At 65.3% G+C, this 20,945-nt stretch carries 22 protein-coding genes; 12 read left to right on the top strand and 10 right to left on the bottom strand.

The features are described from left to right. Nucleotides 1-159: 159 nt before the first annotated feature. The 3 genes from AXW67_RS34505 to AXW67_RS34495 are packed head-to-tail and all read left to right on the top strand — an operon-like array spanning nt 160 to nt 3,015. Complete coding sequence (locus tag AXW67_RS34505) at nt 160-864, top strand: Tim44/TimA family putative adaptor protein (RefSeq protein WP_063681503.1); 705 nt, start codon at nt 160-162, stop codon at nt 862-864. Continuing rightward, nucleotides 842-2,428: a murein transglycosylase A gene (gene mltA / locus AXW67_RS34500; protein WP_063681502.1), complete on the top strand. Its 1,587-nt coding sequence runs from the start codon at nt 842-844 to the stop codon at nt 2,426-2,428. The genes AXW67_RS34505 and mltA overlap by 23 nt, the downstream gene beginning before the upstream one ends. Beyond that, nucleotides 2,425-3,015, top strand: a complete 591-nt coding sequence (locus AXW67_RS34495) for a Smr/MutS family protein (protein ID WP_063681501.1) — start codon at nt 2,425-2,427, stop codon at nt 3,013-3,015. Before mltA ends, AXW67_RS34495 begins: the two co-directional genes overlap by 4 nt. 75 nt (nt 3,016-3,090) lie before the next feature. Here AXW67_RS34495 and hslU read toward each other — a convergent pair whose 3' ends face one another. The 4 genes from hslU to hslV all read right to left on the bottom strand — a co-directional run bounded on the left by hslU (nt 3,091) and on the right by hslV (nt 6,288). Then, the gene (gene hslU / locus AXW67_RS34490; RefSeq protein ID WP_063681500.1) at nt 3,091-4,395 is read right to left on the bottom strand and encodes an ATP-dependent protease ATPase subunit HslU; all 1,305 of its coding nucleotides are present in this window, start codon (nt 4,393-4,395) and stop codon (nt 3,091-3,093) included. Between the two features lie 49 nt (nt 4,396-4,444). Next, entirely contained in the window at nt 4,445-5,056 is a 612-nt protein-coding gene (locus AXW67_RS34485; RefSeq protein WP_430648744.1) for a DUF2585 domain-containing protein, read from the bottom strand. A gap of 2 nt (nt 5,057-5,058) precedes the next feature. After that, nucleotides 5,059-5,544 carry a GNAT family N-acetyltransferase gene (locus AXW67_RS34480; RefSeq protein WP_063681498.1) on the bottom strand — a complete coding sequence of 162 codons (486 nt, stop codon included), beginning with the start codon at nt 5,542-5,544 and terminating at the stop codon, nt 5,059-5,061. A 183-nt stretch (nt 5,545-5,727) separates the two neighbouring features. After that, nucleotides 5,728-6,288 carry an ATP-dependent protease subunit HslV gene (hslV, locus tag AXW67_RS34475; protein ID WP_063681497.1) on the bottom strand — a complete coding sequence of 187 codons (561 nt, stop codon included), beginning with the start codon at nt 6,286-6,288 and terminating at the stop codon, nt 5,728-5,730. A 177-nt stretch (nt 6,289-6,465) separates the two neighbouring features. Between hslV and hisB the strand changes: the two genes are divergently transcribed. The 7 genes from hisB to coaA all read left to right on the top strand — a co-directional run bounded on the left by hisB (nt 6,466) and on the right by coaA (nt 11,202). Next, on the top strand, nt 6,466-7,059 hold the full coding sequence (hisB, locus tag AXW67_RS34470; protein WP_063681496.1) for an imidazoleglycerol-phosphate dehydratase HisB: 594 nt from the start codon (nt 6,466-6,468) through the stop codon (nt 7,057-7,059). Nucleotides 7,060-7,129: 70 nt separating this feature from the next. Next, nucleotides 7,130-7,660 carry a DUF2628 domain-containing protein gene (locus AXW67_RS34465; RefSeq protein ID WP_063681495.1) on the top strand — a complete coding sequence of 177 codons (531 nt, stop codon included), beginning with the start codon at nt 7,130-7,132 and terminating at the stop codon, nt 7,658-7,660. Next, entirely contained in the window at nt 7,657-8,307 is a 651-nt protein-coding gene (gene hisH, locus AXW67_RS34460; RefSeq protein WP_063681494.1) for an imidazole glycerol phosphate synthase subunit HisH, read from the top strand. The genes AXW67_RS34465 and hisH overlap by 4 nt, the downstream gene beginning before the upstream one ends. Beyond that, nucleotides 8,304-9,041 carry a 1-(5-phosphoribosyl)-5-[(5-phosphoribosylamino)methylideneamino]imidazole-4-carboxamide isomerase gene (gene hisA / locus AXW67_RS34455; RefSeq protein WP_063681564.1) on the top strand — a complete coding sequence of 246 codons (738 nt, stop codon included), beginning with the start codon at nt 8,304-8,306 and terminating at the stop codon, nt 9,039-9,041. Before hisH ends, hisA begins: the two co-directional genes overlap by 4 nt. A gap of 10 nt (nt 9,042-9,051) precedes the next feature. After that, nucleotides 9,052-9,828, top strand: a complete 777-nt coding sequence (hisF, locus tag AXW67_RS34450; protein WP_063681493.1) for an imidazole glycerol phosphate synthase subunit HisF — start codon at nt 9,052-9,054, stop codon at nt 9,826-9,828. A 76-nt stretch (nt 9,829-9,904) separates the two neighbouring features. Next, nucleotides 9,905-10,228 carry a phosphoribosyl-ATP diphosphatase gene (locus tag AXW67_RS34445; RefSeq protein ID WP_063681492.1) on the top strand — a complete coding sequence of 108 codons (324 nt, stop codon included), beginning with the start codon at nt 9,905-9,907 and terminating at the stop codon, nt 10,226-10,228. 17 nt (nt 10,229-10,245) lie between these two features. Continuing rightward, nucleotides 10,246-11,202 (top strand): type I pantothenate kinase, encoded by a 957-nt coding sequence (coaA, locus tag AXW67_RS34440; protein WP_063681491.1) that lies wholly within the window; start codon nt 10,246-10,248, stop codon nt 11,200-11,202. A 241-nt stretch (nt 11,203-11,443) separates the two neighbouring features. Here the strand turns inward: coaA and AXW67_RS34435 are convergent, their stop codons facing one another. The 3 genes from AXW67_RS34435 to AXW67_RS34425 all read right to left on the bottom strand — a co-directional run bounded on the left by AXW67_RS34435 (nt 11,444) and on the right by AXW67_RS34425 (nt 15,900). After that, entirely contained in the window at nt 11,444-13,672 is a 2,229-nt protein-coding gene (locus AXW67_RS34435; RefSeq protein ID WP_063681490.1) for an ATP-binding protein, read from the bottom strand. Between the two features lie 125 nt (nt 13,673-13,797). Next, nucleotides 13,798-14,265 (bottom strand): hypothetical protein, encoded by a 468-nt coding sequence (locus tag AXW67_RS34430; protein ID WP_063681489.1) that lies wholly within the window; start codon nt 14,263-14,265, stop codon nt 13,798-13,800. A gap of 96 nt (nt 14,266-14,361) precedes the next feature. Beyond that, entirely contained in the window at nt 14,362-15,900 is a 1,539-nt protein-coding gene (locus AXW67_RS34425; RefSeq protein ID WP_063681488.1) for a YifB family Mg chelatase-like AAA ATPase, read from the bottom strand. Between the two features lie 225 nt (nt 15,901-16,125). Between AXW67_RS34425 and AXW67_RS34420 the strand changes: the two genes are divergently transcribed. Further along, nucleotides 16,126-16,371: a PilZ domain-containing protein gene (locus tag AXW67_RS34420; RefSeq protein ID WP_011083489.1), complete on the top strand. Its 246-nt coding sequence runs from the start codon at nt 16,126-16,128 to the stop codon at nt 16,369-16,371. Between the two features lie 170 nt (nt 16,372-16,541). Beyond that, the gene (locus AXW67_RS34415; RefSeq protein ID WP_063681487.1) at nt 16,542-17,318 is read left to right on the top strand and encodes a tetratricopeptide repeat protein; all 777 of its coding nucleotides are present in this window, start codon (nt 16,542-16,544) and stop codon (nt 17,316-17,318) included. An 18-nt stretch (nt 17,319-17,336) separates the two neighbouring features. Here the strand turns inward: AXW67_RS34415 and AXW67_RS34410 are convergent, their stop codons facing one another. The 3 genes from AXW67_RS34410 to AXW67_RS34400 are packed head-to-tail and all read right to left on the bottom strand — an operon-like array spanning nt 17,337 to nt 20,933. Further along, on the bottom strand, nt 17,337-18,626 hold the full coding sequence (locus tag AXW67_RS34410; protein WP_063681486.1) for a CpaE/TadZ family protein: 1,290 nt from the start codon (nt 18,624-18,626) through the stop codon (nt 17,337-17,339). Further along, the gene (locus tag AXW67_RS34405) at nt 18,623-19,357 is read right to left on the bottom strand and encodes a CpaD family pilus assembly protein (RefSeq protein WP_027554065.1); all 735 of its coding nucleotides are present in this window, start codon (nt 19,355-19,357) and stop codon (nt 18,623-18,625) included. Before AXW67_RS34405 ends, AXW67_RS34410 begins: the two co-directional genes overlap by 4 nt. Before the next feature lie 58 nt (nt 19,358-19,415). Then, nucleotides 19,416-20,933 carry a type II and III secretion system protein family protein gene (locus tag AXW67_RS34400; protein ID WP_027554066.1) on the bottom strand — a complete coding sequence of 506 codons (1,518 nt, stop codon included), beginning with the start codon at nt 20,931-20,933 and terminating at the stop codon, nt 19,416-19,418. Nucleotides 20,934-20,945 lie beyond the last annotated feature (12 nt).

Raw genomic sequence — 20,945 nt, 5'->3', positions numbered from 1 at the left:
ATTTCGTGCCTACATCCAATGAGCCCGACGTCGGCCTCTGAGAGCCGGACCTAAAATGGCGACGAAGTCTTGCCGTTCCAGCATGGAACGGTCTACTGGCCGGAGCGATTTTCCCGGCGAACACCTCTCTCGAAGACCAGACCAGAAAGCGAATACGACGTGGATATCTACACCATCATCTTCCTAGCGCTGGCGGTCTTTATCTTCCTGCGGCTCCGCAGTGTGCTGGGCCAGCGGACGGGCAACGAGCGTCCGCCTTTTGACCGCACCGCCCGCAATGCGCTCCAGGGTGCCCAGGACAAGAACGTCGTGACCATGCCGGGCAAGGTGATCGACCAGGCCCCGCCGGCGCCGACCGCCGAACCGACCCCGCCGTCCGATCGCTGGAAAGGTCTGACCGAACCCGGCACTGCGCTGGCGCAGGGTCTCGATGCCATCGTCGAGAAGGACTCCGCGTTCGATCCCCGGCATTTCCTGTCCGGCGCGCGCGGCGCCTACGAGATGATCGTGCTGGCCTTTGCCAATGGCGACCGCCGCGCGCTGCGCGACCTGTTGTCGTCGGAGGTCTATGAGAGCTTCGATGCCGCGATCAAGGAGCGCGAGAAGAACGAGCAGAAGACCGAGACGCGCTTCGTCTCGATCGACAAGGCCGAGCTCGTCGGCGCGGAGCTTCGCGACCGCACCGCGCAGCTTACCGTACGCTTCGTCTCGCAGATGATCTCGGTCACCCGCGACAAGGCCGGCAACATCGTCGATGGCAACGCCGACAAGGTCGCCGACATCACCGATATCTGGACGTTTGCCCGCGATACCACCTCTCGCGATCCGAACTGGAAGCTGGTTGGCACCGGAAGCGCGAATTAAGGCTTTCCTGAAGAATAGCGCGACGGCGCTTTGCGCAGGTGTCGTCGCGCTATCGTCGTTTTCGCTCGGCGCCGAAGCGGCGCGGCGTCACTACCGCAGTCATCACCACCATCTTCCTGATGCGGCCGCACTACCGGTACGGGCCTTGCCCTACCCGCAGCTTCCCCTGCCGTTCGAAATCCCCGGCGCACAATATCTGCCGCTGGCCTGGGCTGATGTGAAGGGTTGGAACGAGGACGATCATCTCGCAGCCTACAAGACCTTCCGCGCCAGCTGCCGCTCGATCAATGCGCAAAATGGCACGGTCGAATCCAAAGGCGAATTCAAGGCGCTCGGTGCCTCGCTGAGCGAACCCTGCCGGGCCGCCAAATCGCTCGAGCTCACCGACGACGCCAAAGCGAGGGCCTTCTTCGAGAGCAATTTCTCGCCGCTGCGCATCTCGCGCCTCGGCGAGCCCGACGGTTTTGTCACCGGCTATTACGAGCCGGTGCTGGAGGGCTCCCGCACACAGACAGACGTCTACAACGTCCCGGTCTATCGCCGCCCCTCCAACCTGTTCGTGCGCGGCTACAAGCAGGATTCAGTCAGCCTGCCCAACAAGGGACCGGTCTACCGCAAGATCGGGCGCCGCAAGCTGGTGCCCTATTACGACCGCGGCGAGATCGAGGACGGCAAGATCGCCGGCCGCGGGCTCGAGATCGCCTGGCTGAAGGATCCGACCGATCTCCTGTTCGCGCAAATTCAGGGCTCGGCGCGGATCAAGTTCGACGACGGCGGAACCGTCCGCCTCAACTACGACGCCTATAACGGCTATCCCTACACGGCCGTCGGTCGCATCCTGATCGAGCGCGGCATCATCCCGAAGGAGGAGATGTCGATGCAGAGGATCCGGGAGTGGATGACGCAAAACCCCGATGGCGCGAAGGAGCTGCGCCGCCAAAATCGCGCCTACATCTTTTTCCGCGAGGTCAACCTCTCCGACAAGGACGAGGCGGTCGGCGCGCAAGGCATTCCGCTCACGGCCGGCCGCTCGATCGCGGTCGACAAATCGCTCCACGTCTACGGCACGCCGTTCTTCATCGAAGGCGAACTGCCGATCGATTCCGAACGGTCCAAGACCCCGTTCCATCGTCTGATGATCGCGCAGGACACCGGCTCGGCCATCATTGGACCGGCGCGCGCCGATCTCTATTTCGGCGCAGGTCAGGAGGCCGGCCGCGTCTCGGGACGGCTGCGCCACAGCATGCATTTCGTGATGCTGGTGCCGAAGAGCCTCGATCCGATCGCGCGCGGGGCGAGGCTGCCGGTGCCGGATCCGCGGCCGTCGGCCAAGATCGCAAAGCTGTTTCCGCAAACCGATCCCGCGAAGGACCCGAAGAGCGCGGCGATCGCGGCGAAACCTGCTGACTCAGGGAAAGCTGGCGCCGCCTCACCTGCCGTGCCACAAGCCAAGGACGCCACCGTCGCGGTGGCGAGCCCGGTGCCGTTGCCGGAGCCGCGCCCCAACATCAAGCCCGCCCGCGAGCCGCGCCGTCAGGTGAACCGTCGTTCCAACCGGCAATGAAGCGATCATCCCGTCCGCCCGTGCTGGAGCCTCGTCCCTCGCCGCGCCGCCGCGCGCTCAGCGAGGAGGAGCGCGAGTTGTGGGACCAGGTCGCAAAACAGATCAAACCGCTGAGGAAGCATCGCCCGGTGAAGGCGCATCCAACACCGCGCCCCGAGCCATCGCCCTCAGCATCCGCTCCCAGACCCGCGTCCTCGGCCAGGACCGTTGCCGCTGCGCCGTCGCCACGTGTTGCAAAACCGGCCATGCCGCCGCTGGCGCCGCTCGGCAAGCGCGAGCGGACAAAATTGTCGCGCGGGCGCAGCGAGATCGAGGCCCGGCTCGACCTGCACGGCATGACCCAGACGCGCGCCCATCGCGCCCTGTCGGGCTTCCTGCAGCGGGCCCATCATGACGGCCTGACTTTCGTGCTCGTCATCACCGGCAAGGGCCGGAGCGGCGGCGAAAGCGGCGTGCTGCGCCGCCAGGTGCCGGAATGGCTCAGCCTGCCGGAATTCCGCGCCTTCGTCGTCGGATTCGAGGAGGCGCATGTCGGCCATGGCGGTGAGGGCGCGCTCTACGTTCGAATACGTCGCGCCAGATTCTAGATCTGCCGCACGATCCCCACGCGCGTGACGAGCGCCGCGATCACGAGACGGCGGTGAATGTCGTCTCGCCCAGAATTACAAAATGAACCGGCTCAGATCGGCGTTCTTGGCGAGATCGCCGATGTGCTTCTGCACGTAGTCCGCATCGACTCGGATGGTGTCGCCATTGCGGTCGGGCGCGGTGAAGGAAATCTCGTCCAGCACCCGCTCCATCACGGTCTGGAGCCGCCGCGCGCCGATGTTCTCGACCGTCGAATTGACGGCTACTGCGATGTCGGCGAGCGCATCGATGGCGTCATCGGTGATGTCGAGCGTGACGCCCTCGGTCTGCAGCAGCGCGACATATTGCTTGATCAGCGAGGCCTCGGGCTCGGTGAGGATGCGCCGCATGTCGTCACGGCTGAGCGCCTGCAATTCGACGCGGATCGGCAAGCGGCCCTGCAATTCCGGCAAGAGGTCGGAGGGTTTTGCGACGTGGAAGGCGCCCGAGGCGATGAACAGGATGTGGTCGGTCTTCACCGCGCCGTGCTTGGTCGAGACCGTGGTTCCTTCGATCAGCGGCAGCAGATCGCGTTGCACACCCTCGCGCGAGACATCGCCGCCGACGCGGCCCTCGCGCGCGCAGATCTTGTCGATCTCGTCCAGGAACACGATGCCGTTGTTCTCGACCGCGCTGATCGCCTCCAGCGTCAACTGATCGTTGTCCAGTAGCTTGTCGGATTCCTCGTTGACGAGAATCTCGTGCGAGCCCTCTACCGTCAGGCGCCGCGTCTTGCTGCGGCCGCCCAGCTTGCCGAAGATATCGCCGATCGAGATCGCGCCCATCTGCGCGCCCGGCATGCCCGGGATCTCGAACATCGGAAAGCCGCTGCCGGAGGACTGCGTCTCGATCTCGATTTCCTTGTCGTTGAGCTCGCCGGCGCGCAGCTTCTTGCGAAAAGACTCCCGCGTCGCGGCGCTGGAATTGGCGCCGACCAGCGCGTCGAGCACGCGCTCCTCCGCAGCGAGCTGTGCGCGTGCCTGCACGTCCTTGCGCTTGCGCTCGCGCACCTGGGAGATCGCGACCTCGACGAGATCGCGCACGATCTGCTCGACGTCGCGGCCGACATAGCCGACCTCGGTGAACTTGGTGGCCTCAACTTTAAGGAACGGCGCGTTCGCAAGCTTGGCGAGGCGGCGCGCGATCTCGGTCTTGCCGACGCCGGTCGGGCCGATCATCAAAATGTTCTTCGGCAGCACCTCTTCGCGCAAGGAGCCCTGGAGCTGCTGGCGGCGCCAGCGGTTCCGGAGCGCGATGGAGACGGCGCGCTTGGCGTCGGATTGGCCGACGATGAAACGGTCCAGTTCGGAAACGATTTCGCGGGGGGAGAAGTCTGTCATGGGTCTTAGCTAGGGTCAGAAGCAGGCCGGGACAAGCCGCTTTTTTGTGTCAGATGATCGGCGGGCCCGACTGCCATTGTTTCACGGCGTCGATCGGATGGATCAGCATCAGGATGTTCAGCGTCAGATTGTCGCGAATATGCAGCGCCAACATGACCTCGAAGGCGAGACCGATCACGATAGTGGCCGAGACCGGCAGAGTACGTGCCGCGAGGAAACCCAGCACCATGAACAGCGTGTCCGAGATCGAATTGACTATGCTGTCGCCGTAATAATCCAGCGAGATCGTGCCGGCGCGATAGCGCTCGATGATGAACGGCGAATTCTCGACGATCTCCCAGGCGCCTTCGATCAGCATGGCGATGATCAGCCGCGCCGGCCAGGACAGTCGCAGGAACGGCAGGCGCGAGAACAGGAACCAGGTCAGTCCATAGAACAGGAAGCCGTGAAGGATGTGCGAGAAACTATACCAGTCGGCGATGTGCTGGGAATTCTCCGAACTGTTCACCACGCCATGCCAGAGCTTGACGTAGCCGCAGGTGCAGATCGGCACCCGCCCCATCGCGAACAGGATCGAGGCCTGCAGCGCCAGCAGCAACAGCGCGATGCCGACCCATGCAATCGGTGGAAACGCTGCCCTGCTCCTGCCGGTGTATGTCAGCGTCACGGCTCGCACACCATCAAGAGGGCTGCTCCGTCGGGCGTCTCGACCATGCGGTCGCGGATGAACCCCGCCTTCTCATAGGCCCGCACGGCACGCAGATTGAGCGGATCGGGATCGGTCACCATGCGCGGCAGGCCGTGCCGCAGCTCGGCATCGACGAACTGGCGGATAAAGGCCGAGCCATGGCCGCGCGCGATCATGTCGCTCTCGCCGATGAACTGGTCGATGCCACGCGTGCCCTCCGGTTGCGACCCGAAGCCTGTATTCCAGGCGGTCAAGCCGTAGCACTGAAGATAGCCGAAGGGCCGGTTGCCGGCCAACACGATGAACTGGTCCATCGCGGGCTCATCGAGGTCGCTGCTCACGAGCGAAAACTGCTGGTCCGGATCGCCCCACCATTCCCGCACATGCGCCGCGCCGAGCCATCGCCGGACCAGCGGCAGGTCGGCCGCGGTCATCGGGCGGAAGGCGTAGGAATGGCCCATATTGCTACCGATCGGTGCTGCGCTCCCTCTCCCGCTTGCGGGGGAGGGTTGGGTTGGGGGTGCCTCCGCAATCGACACTCCCAATGTGGAGCTAGCCCCACCCGGCGCTTCGCGCCGACCTCCCTCGCAAGCGGGAGAGGTTGCAGCGCGCGGATCGGGCGTTCCCAGCAAATGACACTTTGCCTAGCCGGTCGGCAGGCTTTCGATGGTCAGGTTGCGGTTGGTGTAGACGCAGATCTCGGCGGCGATATCCAGCGAGCGGCGAACGATGGTCTCGGCATCCTTGTCGGTGTCGAGCAGCGCACGCGCCGCGGCCAGCGCGTAATTGCCGCCCGAGCCGATCGCCATCACGCCAGCCTCCGGCTCCAGTACGTCTCCGGTGCCGGTCAGGACCAGGGAGACGTCCTTGTCGGCCACGATCATCATGGCCTCCAGTCGCCGCAGGTAACGGTCGGTGCGCCAGTCCTTGGCGAGCTCGACCGCGGCCCGGGTCAGTTGTCCCGGATATTGCTCGAGCTTGCTCTCCAGCCGCTCGAACAGGGTGAAGGCGTCGGCGGTGGCGCCGGCGAAGCCGCCGATGACGTCGCCCTTGCCGAGCTTGCGGACTTTCTTGGCGTTGGACTTGATGACGGTCTGGCCGATCGAGACCTGGCCGTCGCCACCGACCACCACCTTGCCGCCCTTGCGGACCGTCAAAATCGTGGTGCCGTGCCAGACCGGCAGGCTGTTCCGGGAATCCTGCATGAAATACCTCGTTGTCCGGCCTGATTTAGGGGGTCGGAGGCGCGTGTACAACGGGCCGCTCCGGTCCCAAATTTCGCTCACCATAGACGCAAGTGCCGCCCTGCCAGGGCGATCCCGCAGTAGCGAAGGCGTCATTTGGCTGTTAAAAGACCGCCGTTTTCCGGCTTAGGTGGACCAATGCGCACCGCGACGATCAAGCGCAAGACCAAAGAGACCGACATCGAGGTGACTGTGAACCTCGATGGTTCCGGCGCGTCCAACATTGCGACCGGCATCGGCTTTTTCGACCATATGCTCGATCTCCTCGCCCGCCATTCCCGCATCGACCTGACGGTCAAGGCGGTGGGCGACCTGCACATTGATCATCATCATACCACCGAGGACACCGGCATCGCGCTGGGCCAGGCGGTCAAGCAGGCGCTCGGCAACATGGCCGGCATCACCCGCTATGCCGACGTTCACTTGCCCATGGACGAGACGCTGTCGCGCGTCGTCATCGACATTTCGGGACGGCCGGTCCTGGTGTTCAGGGTCGACTTCTCCCGCGACAAGATCGGCGAGTTCGACACCGAGCTCGTGCGCGAATGGTTTCATGCCTTCGCCATGAACGCCGGCGTGACTCTCCACGTCGAGACCCTATATGGCGAGAACAGCCACCATATCGCCGAATCCTGCTTCAAGGGTCTGGCGCGGGCGCTGCGGGCGGCGGTCGCGATCGATCCGCGGGCGGCGGGCGAGGTGCCCTCGACCAAGGGCTCGCTCGGCGGCTGACCTCTTCGTTCGGCGGCGCCAAGGCGGTGCTGGCGGCTTCTATTCAATCCTCGAGAACGGGGCATCCCAAATGCCTGTGTACACAGTTCATGCTCCCACCCCCGGCGGGGCCGACCTGCGCGCGACCGACAAGTTCGCGTTCGTGCGTGACGGCTTCCATTTCTGGGCGATGGTGTTCGGCCCGCTCTGGCTGCTCTGGCACAGGCTCTGGCTGGCGCTGATCGGCTGGCTGATCTTTGCTGCCGCGTTCTATGCCGGGCTGTCCAGCCTTGGGCTCGGACGCACCTCGATCTTCTTTGCCGAAATCGTCGTTGCTCTTCTGATGGGCCTCGAGGCCTCGAGCCTGCGCCGCTGGACGCTGTCACGCGGCAATTGGCGTCAGCTCGACGTCGTCGTCGCCGACGACAAGGACACCGCCGAGCGGCGCTTCTTCGAGCGCTGGAGCCAGAAGCAGCGCGGCATCGTCAACGATCAGTGGGCCGTCGATCGCGGCGGTCCGCCGCCGACCCGCAACGTGCCGGGTCAGCACTTCTCCAACCCGCCGCCGCTGCCGGCCGGCGGCATCATCGGATTGTTTCCAGAACCGGGAGGGTCAAGATGAGCGTAGCCATCATCGATTACGGTTCCGGCAATCTGCATTCCGCCGCCAAGGCGTTCGAGCGCGCCGCGCGGAGCCTGGAGAATCCGCAAAAGGTCTTCGTCACCAGCGATCCGGATCAGGCTTATGGCGCCGATCGCCTGGTGCTGCCGGGTGTCGGTGCCTTCGCCGATTGCCGGCGCGGGCTCGATGCCGTCAACGGCATGGTCGAGGCGATCACCGAAGCGGTCAGGGTCAAGGCGCGGCCGATGTTCGGCATCTGCGTCGGCATGCAGCTCTTCGCCACCCGCGGCAAGGAGCACGTCATCACCGATGGGCTGAACTGGATCGCCGGCGATGTCGAGAAAATCACGCCGCGCGACGAGAGCCTGAAGATCCCGCACATGGGCTGGAACACGCTCGATGTGCTGCGTGAGCATCCGGTGCTGAACAAGCTGCCGCTCGGTCCCAAGGGCCAGCATGCCTATTTCGTGCACTCCTACCACCTCAATCCGGCCAATGAGGCGGACGTGCTCGCGCGCGCCGACTACGGCGGGCCGGTGACCGCGATCGTCGCCAAGGACACCGCGGTCGGCACGCAATTTCACCCCGAGAAGAGCCAGCGTTTTGGCCTCGCCCTGATCTCGAACTTTTTGCGATGGAAGCCGTGATTCTCTTTCCTGCCATCGACCTCAAGAACGGCCAATGCGTGCGCCTCGAGCAAGGCGACATGGCGCGCGCGACCGTGTTCAACCTCGATCCCGCGGCGCAGGCACAGAGCTTTGTCGCGCAGGGTTTTGAATATCTCCACGTCGTCGATCTCGACGGCGCCTTTGCCGGCAAGCCGGTGAACGCGCAGGCCATCGAGGCGATGCTGAAGACGATCAAGATTCCCGTCCAGCTCGGCGGCGGCATTCGCGATCTCTCAACCGTCGAAGCCTGGCTCGACAAGGGCATCACCCGCGTCATCATCGGCACCGCCGCCGTGCGCGATCCGGAGCTGGTGAAGGCTGCCGCGAAGAAATTCCCCGGCCGCGTCGCGGTCGGGCTCGATGCCCGCGACGGCAAGGTCGCGGTCGAAGGCTGGGCTGAGACCTCGCAGGTGACCGTGCTGGAGATCGCGCAGCGTTTCGAAGATGCCGGCGTTGCCGCCATCATCTTCACCGACATCGCGCGCGACGGCCTGCTCAAAGGGCTGAACCTGGACGCGACCATTGCGCTCGCCGAGGCCATCTCCATCCCCGTGATCGCCTCCGGCGGCCTCGCCTCGATCGAGGACGTCAAGGCGATGCTGACGCCACGAGCATCGAGGCTCGCCGGTGCGATCGCCGGCCGTGCGCTTTACGACGGCAGGCTCGATCCCGCTGCGGCCCTCACCTTGATCCGCAACGCGCGCCCCGCTTAGGAGACATCAGATGTTCAAGGCGCGCGTAATCCCCTGCCTCGACGTCAAGGACGGCCGGGTCGTCAAGGGCGTCAATTTCGTCGACCTCCGCGATGCCGGCGATCCCGTCGAGGCGGCGATCGCCTATGACGCGGCCGGCGCCGACGAGCTCACTTTCCTCGACATCACCGCGACCCATGAGAACCGCGGCATCATGCTCGACGTGGTCCGGCGCACGGCGGAAGCCTGCTTCATGCCGGTCACCGTCGGCGGCGGCGTGCGGACCATCGACGACATCAGGACGCTGCTGCGCTCCGGCGCCGACAAGGTCTCGATCAACAGCGCCGCGGTGTCGCGGCGCGAGTTCGTCAAGGAAGCGGCCGAAAAGTTCGGCGAGCAGTGCGTGGTGGTCGCGATCGACGCCAAGCGCGTCAAGCGTCCGGGGGGCTCCGATCGCTGGGAGATATTCACCCATGGCGGGCGCAATTCGACTGGCATCGATGCCATCGAATATGCCCAGGAGGTGGTGTCGCTCGGCGCTGGTGAAATTTTGCTCACCTCGATGGATCGGGACGGCACCAGGCAGGGGTTTGACATCCCGCTGACCCGGGCGATCGCCGACAGCATTACCGTCCCCGTGATCGCTTCGGGCGGCGTCGGAAATCTCGATCATCTCGTCGACGGTATCCGCGACGGGCATGCCACCGCGGTCCTGGCCGCCTCGATCTTCCACTTCGGGGAATTCACCATCCGCGAAGCCAAGGAGCACATGGCCAGGCGCGGGCTAGCCATGCGCCTCGATGCCTGACGACTCCCGTTCATAAAAATGCTACATCAGCCGGGATGCCGGCTGAACCAGCCGGGGCGCGTTCCGAGTATTCTGTATGCCGCGTTTCACGATCCACGATCTGGCCCAGACCATCGATGTCCGCGCGGCATCCGGCGGAGAGGGGTCCTATACCCGCAAGCTCCTGGACAAGGGTGCGGAGCATTGCGCCAAGAAGTTCGGCGAGGAAGCGGTCGAAACCGTAATCGCAGCAGTCGAAAACGACCGCGCGCATCTGATCGCTGAAAGTGCCGACCTGCTCTACCACTTCCTTGTGTTGCTCAAGGCACGCGGCGTAAAGCTGGAAGAAGTCGAGGCGGCGCTGGACAAGCGGACCTCGATGTCAGGGTTGGACGAGAAAGCATCGCGCAAGAGCGACTAGCCAAGGTGGAAACGGTCATGGATATCCGCGCGCCCGAGCAGCAGTATAATCCGTACCGCATTTATACGCGCGAGCAGTGGGCGCGATTGCGCGACGATACGCCGATGACGCTGGAGCCCGGTGAGTTCGACCGGCTGCGTTCGATGCACGATCGCCTCGACCTTCAGGAGGTGGAGGACATCTACCTGCCGCTGTCGCGCCTGCTGTCGATCTATGTCGATGCCATGCAGCGCCTGTATTATTCGCAGCGCCAGTTCCTCAACATCCGCGACCGCAAGATGCCCTACATCATCGGCGTCGCAGGTTCGGTTGCGGTCGGAAAGTCGACCACGGCCCGCGTACTCCAGGCCCTGCTCGCGCGCTGGTCGCCGCGCCCCAAGGTCGACCTGATCACGACCGACGGTTTTCTGTATCCCAACGCCGTGCTCGAGCGGCAGGGCAACATGCAGAAGAAGGGATTTCCCGAGAGCTACGATCTGCCACTGCTGCTCGGCTTCCTCTCCGACATCAAGGCCGGCCGCCACCACGTGCGTGCGCCGGTCTATTCGCATTTGACCTACGACATCGTGCCGAACCAGTGGGTCGAGATCGACCAGCCGGACATCCTGATCGTCGAGGGCGTCAACGTGCTGCAGACCGGCAAGCTGCCGCGTGACGGCAAGGCGGTGCCGGTCGTCTCCGACTTCTTCGATTTCTCGGTCTATATCGACGCCGATGAAGCGGCGCTGCGGCAGTGGTACATCAAGCGCTTCCTGGCGCTGCGCGACACCGCGTTCACCAATCCAAAGTCCTACTTCAACCGCTACGCGCCGTTGTCCGACGAGGAGGCCACCGCCACCGCGATCGCGATCTGGGAGCGCACCAACCTCGCCAATCTCGAGGACAACATCCTGCCCACCCGCCCCCGCGCGACGCTGATCCTGAAGAAGGGCGCCGACCACGTGGTGGAGAGCGTGGCGCTGCGAAGGCTGTAGCCATCGCTATCGTAGGGTGGGCAAAGGCGCGCCCTTCGCGCCGCGCCCACCATCTATCCGCATTGTCAAACGTGAATGGTGGGCACGCTGCGCTTTGCCCACCCTTCGGCTGCTTTGCTCTGAGTGCACGACTTCCACGTCGTCATTGCGAGCGAAGCGAAGCAATCCAGAATCTTTCGGTGGAAGGATTCTGGATTGCTTCGTCGCTTGCGCTCCTCGCAATGACGACGGAGAGACCTCTTTAGAGCACCAGATGCCGCGCCGCCGCGAGCCCGGCCAGCGCCTCGTCGAGCTTCTCGCGATCGAGCGGCTTGATCAGGAATCCGTCCATGCCTGCCTCGAAACAGGCGTAGCGATCTTCCACCAGCGTGTTCGCGGTGAGCGCCAGGATCGGTGTGCGGCGGCCGCCGGTGCGGGCTTCATGTGCGCGGATGCGCTTGCTCGCCTCGATGCCGTCGAGCTGCGGCATCTGGATGTCCATCAGCACGAGATCATAGGACGCGCCGGCCGATGAAGCGGCGAGCCAGGATTCCAGCGCCGCCTCGCCATGGACCGCGATGACGACGCGGTGGCCGAGTTTTGTCAGCAGCGACCGCATCAAGAGTGCGTTGATCTCGTTGTCTTCGGCGACCAGGATCGAAAGACCCTTTGCCGGCGCAGCGCCCGCCTCCGCTGGTTCAACCGGTTCCGGTGCGAGATCGGGCGAGATCACCTCCGGCGTCAGCGCCAGCCGGGCGGCAAGCGAGGCCGCGCGCAATGGCTTCACCAGATAGCCGGTGAAGGCCGGACACAGCTTTTCATGCCGTGAGCTCGGCGTCAGCAGCACCAGGCGCTGCGTCGCATGCGTGCGGGCCACCTCGCCGAGGCGATCGGCGACAGCGGTACCGAGGGCGCGATCGATCAGTACGGCATGCCATGAACGTTCCGGCAGCAGCGCTTCGGCGACCGCCGCGTCCGAGATCATGCAGGTCTGGCCGCCCCAGCGCTCCAGCCGCCGTGCGATCAGCGAGGCCTCGATGCCGTCGGCGATCAGGAGAATCGACTTGCCCGCGAGCTCCGGGCTCGGGAACGTCGTCTGTCCGGCGCCGCCTTGCGAAGGCGCCAGTGGGATCGCAACCTCGAAGGTCGAGCCCCTGCCCGGTTCGCTCTCCAGCGTGATGCGGCCGCCCATGCGCTTGACGATGCGTTCGCTGATCGCAAGGCCGAGCCCGGTGCCGCCATAGGTGCGCGCGACGCGCTCGTCGGCCTGCTCGAATTCGCGGAAGATGCGTGACTGCGCTTCCGGCGCGATGCCGATGCCGGTGTCGCGGACCAGAAAGCTGATCTCGTTGGGCCAGATGCCGGGCTCAACGATCAGCGCGACCCCGCCGCTCGCGGTGAATTTGATCGCGTTGCCGGCGAGATTGAGCAGCACCTGGCGTAGCCGTGCGGCATCGCCCATGACTTCGAGCGGAAGACGCTCGTCGACATAGGCGGCGATCTCGAGATTCTTGGCCTGCGCCCGCGGCGCCAGCAGCTCGGTGATCTCCTCGATCAGGGTCGACAGCGCGAAGGGACGCAGCTCGAAGTCGAGCTTGCCGGCCTCGATCTTGGAATAGTCGAGCAGCTCCTCGATCAGCGCCATCAGCGCTTCGCCCGAGGTTTTCACGGCCCTGGCATAGGTCGTCTGCTCCGGCGTCAACGTGGTGTCGAGCAGGAGCCCGCTCATGCCCATGATGCCGTTCAGCGGCGTGCGGATCTCGTGCGAGGCCATCGCGAGGAAGCGCGACTTGGCGCGGCTCGCGGCATCGGCCTGGTCGCGTGCATCCGACAGCGCGCGTTCGGTCTCGGTGCGGTCGGTGACGTCGCGTCCGACGCTCTGTAATTCGGCGGGCTGGCCGGCATCGAGACGCACATAACCTTCGCGCCAGGCGATCCAGCGCGCGCCGAGATGCGTTGCGATCTTCTGGTCGTGGATGCGCGTGCCGTTGCTTTCGCGCGCGCTGTCGCCCTGCTCCAGCACGTCGAAATCGAAGCGGGTGCCGACCAGCGCGGTGCGGACCTCACCGGCCAGCGCGCAATAGGCGTCGTTGGCGAAGGTGATGCGGCTCTGATGGTCGCGCAGCACGATGAGATCACCTTGCGACTCAAAGAGGCTGCGCGCGCGTTCCTCGGCCTCCTTCAGCTCCCAGTTGCGGTCGATCAGCGCCTCGTTGTGGACCGCGAGCTTGCGCATCCTCTTGTTGACGAAGCGCAGCCGCATGCTCAGCGTCGCAAGGCCGAGGCAGGCAAGCGCGAACAGAAAGCTTGCGCCGATCGCAAACGCATTGGGGTCGTAGCCGGAATTCTCGGCCCGGCTGCCGGTGATGAAGCCATAGGCGGCGCCGAACGTCGCCGAGAAGATCATGGACGAGCGGATCGCGAAGGCGATCCTGGGATGGCTGCGCCTGAAGCGGCGCATGCGCACCTTGATCCGGAACGTCCGACCCATCCCTACCGACCCCGACTCTTTCCGAAACCCTGTGATCGCGCGCAGCGACGATGTCCCGGCCGACCTTGCGAACAGTTTGAGGTTTGGAAGCCGCCTCCAAACAGGGTTGATGAGGGGTTAATGCCTCAGAGCGCGGCGGCCTGGAGATGATGGTGGACGCCGCGGGCGCCGACGATCAGCGCCGCCGCCTCGCGCTGCGAGAACGTCTTCGAGCGCACATAGATGCGGTAGTCGGCCGGCCCGTCGGTGGAAAGATAGATCACCGCACGGTCATGGCCCGGATTCGCGGAAATCGCGACCAGGCGCGTCGCGGCATTGGTCTCGCAGGCGCCCGGCTCGTCGCTGATGCCGTCGTCGACCACCGCGAAATCCGCGGCGTCCGCGTTCTCGGTGATCCGGACCCGTACGGTGGCCTGCGCGGGATCTTCGGTGAAGGCGACCTGGACGCCGGCCGTCCAGAACAGGGATGTCAGCTCGACCGAGGTTTCGCCAATCGCGATGCAGGGATGCGAGACCGATCCGATCTCGCTGCGAGCGAACACCGCAGCCGCCAGGAGGGGAACAACCGAGGCCAGGATCTTGAAACGCAACATGACACTCTACTCGCCGGGCCGCGCGGACACTTGCGGGCCTTATGGTTTGCAGAGCGTAAAGGAAACTCGTTACCGCCGGGTTGATGCCCGAGGTCGTTACGCCAGCTGGCGCACATCCTCTGCGAGTGCGCGGTAGGACAGCGCCTCGGCGAGATGCAGCCGGCCGATCTTGTCCGCGGCGTCGAGGTCGGCGAGCGTGCGCGCCACCCGCAGCACGCGGTGATAGCCGCGCGCCGACAGCCGCATGCTCTCGGCGGCATCGCGCAGCAGTTTCTGGCCCTGCGCGTCAGGCTTGGCGATCTCCTCCAGCACCGAGGCCGGCGCCTCGGCATTGGTGCGGACATGCGGCAGCCCCGCATCGGCATAGCGCGCGAGCTGGATGTCGCGCGCCGCGGCCACGCGCGCGGCGACTTCCGCCGAGCCCTCCGCCGGCGGCGGCAGGATCAGATCGGCCGCAGTGACCGCCGGCACCTCGATGCGCAGGTCGATGCGGTCCATCAGTGGGCCCGAGATGCGCGCCTGGTAGTCGGCCGTGCAGCGATCGATGCGACTGCGCTTGCAGGCATAGCCCGGCTCGAACGCATTGCCGCAGCGGCAGGGATTCATCGCCGCGACCAGCATGAAACGCGCCGGATAAGTCACGCGGTGATTGGCCCGGGACACCGAGACCTCGCCGTTCTCCAGCGGCTGGCGCAGCGAATCCAAGACGCGCGGATCGAATTCGGGCAGCTCGTCGAGGAACAGCACGCCTTGATGCGCCAGCGAGATCTCGCCGGGCTTTGCCCGCATGCCGCCGCCGGTGAGTGCGGCCATGCTGGCGGAATGATGCGGCGAGCGGAACGGCCGCCGCGACGTCAGCGCGCCGCCCTGGATCTCGCCGGCAACGGAGGCGATCATCGAGACCTCCAACAGCTCGCTCGGCGACAGCGGCGGCAGGATCGACGGCAGGCGCGCGGCCAGCATCGATTTGCCAGCGCCGGGTGCGCCGATCATCAGGAGGTGATGTCCGCCGGCCGCCGCGATCTCCAGCGCCCGCTTGGCGCTCTCCTGACCCTTGATGTCACGCAGGTCGAGCGTTGAGGCGGCGGCCTCATGCACCTTCGGTGAGGGCCGCGACAGCACCTGCGTGCCCTTGAAATGGTTGGCGATCTGAATCAGCGAACTCGCGGCGATGATCTGGATGTCCGGGCTCGCCCAGGCCGCCTCCGAGCCGCAGGCGGCCGGACAGATCAGCCCCTCCTCGCGCGTATTGGCGCCGATCGCGGCAGGCAGAACGCCGGCCACCGGCGCGATCGAGCCGTCGAGGCCGAGCTCGCCAAGTACGGTGAAACCCGTCAGCGCATCCGGCGGAATCGCCCCAATCGCCGCCATCAGGCCGAGCGCGATCGGCAGGTCGTAATGGCTGCCTTCTTTGGGCAGATCGGCGGGCGCAAGATTGACGGTGATCCGCCGCGCCGGCAGCGCCAGGCCGGAGGCGATCAGCGCCGAGCGGACTCGTTCGCGGGCCTCGGATACCGCCTTGTCCGGCAGGCCGACGATGGCAAAGGCCGGCAGACCCGGCGCGACCTGCACCTGCACGTCGACCGTGCGGGCCTCGATCCCCTCAAAGGCGACTGTAGAAACCCGCTGAACCATCTTCGACCCAGGCTGCCCCTCGCACAATCAAGGGTAGCAGGGCGAAGCGCACCTGACAAGAACAATACGGGAACAATTTCGCGGCGAGAGAAGCCCTAACGGATCGTAAACGGGATCAGGACAGTACGCCTCGAATGCGAGCTTCTATGCTCAGCACATTCCAACGAATGTTCGCTACTCCTAGGCTCGCGGGATGGGCCGTGATCTAACCAGTGAACAATCGAAATGCTTGCAAATCGCCGCAGAAGCGAACGTCGGGTGTGCAGTCGGCTCGCCAAGATTCATTTTGGCGCGGGCTCGCTGCCGAGGGACTGCACGATCACGGATATTTCCGACGGTGGCGTGAAAGTGGTGGCGGAGTTCTTGGAAGTGCCGCCGCAATTCACCATCATCTTCGCGCCCGACTATTCCCGCCAATGCCGCCTGCGCTGGCGCATCGGCTGCGAATTCGGCGCCGAATTCACCGACTAGGGCGAGCATGATCCGGAAAAGCGTGCAGCGGTTTTCCCTCGCGACAAACGCGGAACGCGTTTGCGCGGAGATCATCTCAAACAATAGATTCGCCGGGCGTGTTCCCTTAACGGGAATTTAGCGTTAATCGGCAAAGCATCTCTGATCACTCGCCGACGGTAGATCAGAGCATGTCCAAGCGTTCGCCCCTTGCCTCTCCTCCGGCGAGATTCCTCCTTCCCGCGCTCCTGGTGCTCGCCCTCGGTGGCTGCCAGACCACGGGCCTCGAGGACATCACCGGTGCGCTCGGCGGCAAGACGGAAACCGCGGGCAAGCAAGACGCCAAGCCGGACGTGGACGCTTTGCGCGAGCGCTATCGCGCCAAGCCGAGCGATCCCAACGTCGCGCTCGAATACGGCAAGGCGCTGCGCGAGACCGGCCAGCGCGCCCAGGCGGTTGCGGTGCTGGAGCAGGCCGTGCTCGGCCATCCCAGCAACAAGGCGCTGCTCGCCGGCTACGGCCGCGCGCTCGCCGATAATGGCAATTTCCAGCAGGCCTTCGACGTGCTGAGCCGCGCGCACACGCCGGAGGATCCCGACTGGCGCATCCTGTCGGCGCAGGGCGCGGTGCTGGATCAGCTCGGCCGCAACGAGGAAGCGCAGCAATATTACGCGACTGCGCTGAAGATCGTACCCGACGAGCCGTTGGTGCTGTCCAATCTCGGCCTGTCCTATGTGCTCCAGAACAATCTGCCCAGGGCGGAGGAGACGTTGCGGCGTGCCTACGAGCGCAATCCCGCCAATTCCCGCGTCCGGACCAATTTCGCCTTCGTGCTGGGGTTGGAAGGAAAGCAGTCCGAGGCCGAGACCATCGTGAAGGCCGATCTGCCGCCGGCCGAAGCCGAGGCCAAGGTCGCGGCGCTGCGCCAGCTCCTGGCGAAAAGGCAGCAGCGGGCCGACAACAAATAGCCCGGCGCAGGTTTAGGCTTACGACGCCTTACGATGCGGCGCGGAGCTGCGCCCGCCCCTGCCCTTCAGCTTCTTCAGAAACGGCCCGAGCAGCGAGCGCTTCGGCTTTTTCATGTCGCCGCGCCCGGCGAGACGGTTCGCCATGTTCTGGAACAGCTCGGTGGTGCGGTGGCTCCTGGAGACTTCCGCGATCATCTGGCCGTTGTTGGCGGCGGTCGAGAACAGCTTCGAATCGAACGGGATCACCGCGATCGGCTGGCTTTCCATCGTCTTGGCGAACGCCTTGACCTCGATCTCCGCGCGCTTGGGCATGCCGACCTGGTTGATGCAGTAGAGCGGTGGCCGATCGTTGGGCCGCGCGCCCTTCAGCACGCTCAGCATGTTCTTGGTGTTGCGCAAGTTGGCGAGATCGGGCTCGGCAACGATCAGGATGTCGTCGGCGCTGACGAGCGCGCGCCGGGTCCAGCCCGACCATTGATGGGGAACGTCGAGCACGATGCAGGGCGTGGTCATCCGCAGCGTGTCGAACACCGCGTCGAACGCCTCAGCGCCGAAATCATAGACGCGATCAAGCGTCGCCGGCGCGGCGAGCAGGCTGAGATGCTCGGTGCATTTGGCGAGCAGGCGCTCCATCAGCGCAGTATCGGGACGATCCTGCGACAGCACCGCGTTGGCGATGCCCTGGATCGGATCCTGATTGTAGTCGAGGCCTGCGGTGCCGAAGGCGAGGTCGAGATCGATCACGACCGAATCGAGCGCCAGATCGCGCGCGATGGTCCAGGCTACGTTGTGCGCCACGGTGGATGCGCCAACGCCGCCCTTGGCGCCGACCACCGCGATGACGCGGCCGGTGATGATGGCTTCCGAGGCCGAGAACAGGCTGCAGATCGAGCGCACCACGTCGATGGTCTCGACCGGGCCCACCACGTAGTCGTTGACGCCGCGACGCACGAGCTCGCGATAGGGAGCCTCATCGTTGGGATTGCCGATCACGACCACGCGCGTGCCGGGATCGCAGACGCCGGCGAGGTCATCGAGCCCTTCGAGGATGTCGCGCGTGCCGTCGGATTCGATCACGATCACGTTCGGCGTCGGCATCGAATCATAGACTTCGATCGCCGCGGCAAGGCCGCCGTCCTTGGCGGTGAGATGCGCCTTGGCGAGACGACGGTCCTGACCCGCCGCGGTCACCGCGGCGAGCGTCTGCTCGGTCTCGCAAAACGCCTGCACCGAAATGCGCGGGACCGGCGCAATGTGTTCCTCGGGGTGCCGCGGATCGTCCGCTTGGTCTTCGTGGCCGTCTGTCATTTGCCTGTGTCGCTGAGTTTGGCCTTGTCAGCCTCGGGATAGGTGGTCGAAGTCGGCGAGCCCTTGCGATAGCGGTCGAAGGCGATGTCGCGCCGTGCGGTATAGACCGGCGTTTCCGCCCGCGGTTGCTCGAGGTCGGCAGGGTTGTCGATCATTGCCGCGAGATTGCGCTGGCTGGCGCAGCCCAGATTGAAGTAGGGCTGGTTCTCGTTGTAGCCGGGGTTGAGGATGGAAGGACCTATGTCTTCCGGCCACAGGCCGCAGGGGCCGGCGACGGCTGCGATCCTGGAATAGCTCAGCCGGATGGTCGGCAGCAGACCCGGATCCTCGGGACGGTATGGATGCTGGACGATCGCGCGCGACGGCACGCCGCCCGCCGTCAGCACCGAACGAATCTCCTGATAGGTCGCCGCTGCGGGCCTGGCATTCGCGGTGCTGATGGGCACATCCACGATGACGGAGCCGGTGCCTTCGCGCACCCAGTCCCGGGCGATGCCCACGACGTCGGCGTGCTGTTCGGCCGAGAGGCCGCCGCGGGACTTGCCGACGAAGATCACGATCGAGCGCTTGGCTTCCTGCACCGCGATCGGATGACGCTGGCGATAGTCGGTCGGCACCGTCTGGGTGACGATCTCGCCTGTGGTGTTGCACGCGCCCAGCATGACGGATAGCCCCGTCAGTGCGATTGCGAGGCGCAGCCTGCCACGGTGATCGGCCGCTGTATTCGCCATCCTTGTCCCCCTCTTGCCCCTCGTCCCCAAAGTGTCGTCGTCGAGCCGCCTGCCCGTCTCAGTCGATGATGAAGCCGAAATCACCCTGGTAGCCGCTGATGGGATCAGCGCGGCGCGCGATGCCATAGAGACGGTTCATGCGGCCGAGCAGCGCCGACTGCGCATCCGAGCTTGGCGCGAAGCCGTCGTCAGGCCGCGACAATTCCTTCTGCGCGACCGCGCGCACCACGTAGGGCGTTACGATCACCATCAGTTCGGTTTCGTTGTTGACGTAGTCCTGGCTGCGGAACAGCTGGCCGAGGATCGGCACCTGGTCGACGCCGGGCAGGCCGTTGATCGCCTGCTTGGTCTGCTGCTGGATCAGGCCAGCCATCGCCATCGAGCCGCCCGAGGGAATCTCGAGCGTGGTCTCGGCGCGGCGGGTCTGGATCGATGGGATGGTGATGGAGCTCGATGAGGTCGAGGACAGCGCCTGCGTCACCGAGATTGCGTTCTGGTTCGACAGCTCCGACACCTCGGTCATCACCCGCAGGCTGATCCGCCCTTCGCTGAGCACGACCGGCGTAAAGTTCAGGGAGATACCGAATTTCTTGTAGGTGATCTGAGTGGTACAGACATGCGTGGTCGGATCGCAGGAGTAGCCTGCGGGTATCGGGAATTCGCCGCCGGCGATGAAAGTCGCCGATTCACCCGAGATCGCCGTCAGGCTCGGCTCGGCCAGCGTCCGCATCACGCCGGCGCTTTCCATCGCGCGCATGGTGGCGCTGACGGTGGCCACGCCCTTGGCGAGGCCGGCGACGCCGAGCCCGTTGCCGCTGACCAGCGGTCCGCCGCTGACCGAGAAGGGGTTGGAGTTGTTGAAATTCACGACCGCAGTGCCGGCGTTCAGGCTGGCGCTGAGGTCGACGCCCATCTGCTTGACGATGTCGCGGCGCACTTCGCCGACGACGACCTTGAGCATCACCTGGTCGCGACCGCGCACGACGATGTTGTTGACGACCTTCTCCGAGCCGCCGACCAGCTTGGCGGCGACGTCGCCCGCCTGCTGCGCCTCGACCGGGCTCGACACCGAACCGGTCAGCATCACGCTGTCACCGACGCCTTCGATCTGCACGCCCGGCAGCGACTGGCGCAGTGCTGCGCGCATGCCGTTGAGGTCGCGCTTCACCGCGATGTCGTAGGAGGCGACCTGCTGGCCGTCGGCCGAGAAGAACACGACGTTGGTCTGACCGACCTGGCCGCCGATGATATAGGCGCGCTGCGCCGAGCGGATCACCGCATTGGCGATCTTGGGATCGGCCACCAGCACGTCCTTGACCTCACGCGGCAGGTCGATGACGACCGACTTGCCGACGCCGAGCGAGAGGAAGCGTGTCCTGGCCGGCGCGATCGTCGCAACCGGCGCCACGCCGAGATCCGGCGCCTGCATCGGCGCCTGGTCGCCGACCGGCGCGTCGGCACCGCTCGCCCAGTTCGGCGCCGTGACCAGCCCCAGCAGCAGCATTGCCCCCGTCCAGAACGCGCGTGCGCCATTCCCCCGAATGCGCATGCACGTCCGATTGTCCCCGTAGTTCATCTTGGGTGTCCC

This window comes from Bradyrhizobium neotropicale (genome assembly GCF_001641695.1).
GTDB classification, from domain to species: domain Bacteria; phylum Pseudomonadota; class Alphaproteobacteria; order Rhizobiales; family Xanthobacteraceae; genus Bradyrhizobium; species Bradyrhizobium neotropicale.
This window is presented reverse-complemented; position numbering and strand designations above follow the sequence as displayed.